Source organism: uncultured Campylobacter sp., assembly GCF_938018035.1.
GTDB lineage: Bacteria > Campylobacterota > Campylobacteria > Campylobacterales > Campylobacteraceae > Campylobacter_B.
In genome coordinates this window covers 1-1144 of sequence record NZ_CALIJF010000100.1, presented here as the reverse complement: position 1 = coordinate 1144, position 1144 = coordinate 1, and the positions used below count along the sequence as shown (strand labels likewise).

Here is a 1144-nt window from a genome sequence, read left to right as displayed (position 1 = left end):
TAGCGCTCGAGCGCGACGGCGAAATTTTAAAAAAAGAGGCGTGGGAGCGCACGCAGATCTCAAGCGGCAAAAAATATGAGATCGTCGAGTTCGTAGGCGGCGGCTGAGATCGGACTTTGAATTATGTTAAAAATTACGCAGCCGAGGTTTAAATCCGCGCAGAGATCGCTAAATTTTAAGCGGTACGGCGACACAGCGGCCGGGGCTTAAAATTTGCGCGTGCGTCGTTAAAATTTTAAGCGGTACGGCGGCGCGAAGACATAGCGCGTTTGGGTTTTTAGATTTATGAGAAAGCCGCGGTAGCCTGGTGCCTGCGGCGAGCTTTAAATTTTTAAAAGTGAGCTAGGCCGCGGCGGCTGGGCGCAGGAGTTTTAAAATTTCGTATCGGTATTGTAAAGTTTGAGCGTACGGTTTAAAATTTCGCTGCGTCGCGCTCAGTAACGGCACCCGACGCGCAAATTTTGCCAGCGAGCGCGCTAAATTAGCTCATAAACACGGTATGTGCCGCGTGATCTATTTGTATTAAACATAAAATTTCGCGTTCGGCGGCACGCCGCAGTGCGTAAAATTAACGGATTGATTCGGAGATATATCGATATGCCGCGTTACGATACTGCGACGTAAAAAGGAGCGGGAATGCGACTTTGTTGCGCGGCGCACGGTAAAAAAAGCGGCTTGCGCCGATTAAATTTGGGCGGCGCGATAAATTTAAAAAGCTTAAGGCCGGTCAAAACAAAGCGCACGATACGGCGTCAGATTGGGCTTGCTTCGGGTTTACGCGCGATTGATCGTAGCGTTTCGCTAGTCGCAAGACAAAGCGCACTTGCGTTAAAGCTCAAGTGCGGGTGCGTTGGCTAATTGAGCTCAATCATGGCGGCGGGCTGAGCTTCGGTCATCAAGACCGCGCAAATTTGTCTTAAGTATAAATCGCCATGGTGCGAAGCGAGCAATTGCGCGCTACAGCTCGTAGAATCGTTAAAATTTTCGGCTTTGCGTGACGCAAAAAAGGCACAGGGTCGAAGCTCGCGCGGCGAGGCTTGGGCGCGCAAAAAGATAAAATTTAGGATCAAAATGCAGATAAAATTAAACGGCAAAGCTTACGAAACGGGCGCGAGCGATCTTGAGGGGCTGAAGCGCGAGGTTA

General features: G+C 50.1%; 1 protein-coding gene. It reads left to right on the top strand.

Annotated features, from left to right (window positions below; translation table 11 throughout):
- Positions 1-107: MoaD/ThiS family protein (locus Q0257_RS13045; RefSeq protein WP_366517491.1), on the top strand; the 107-nt coding region annotated here is incomplete at its 5' end.
- Between the last annotated feature and the right edge of the window lie 1037 nt (positions 108-1144).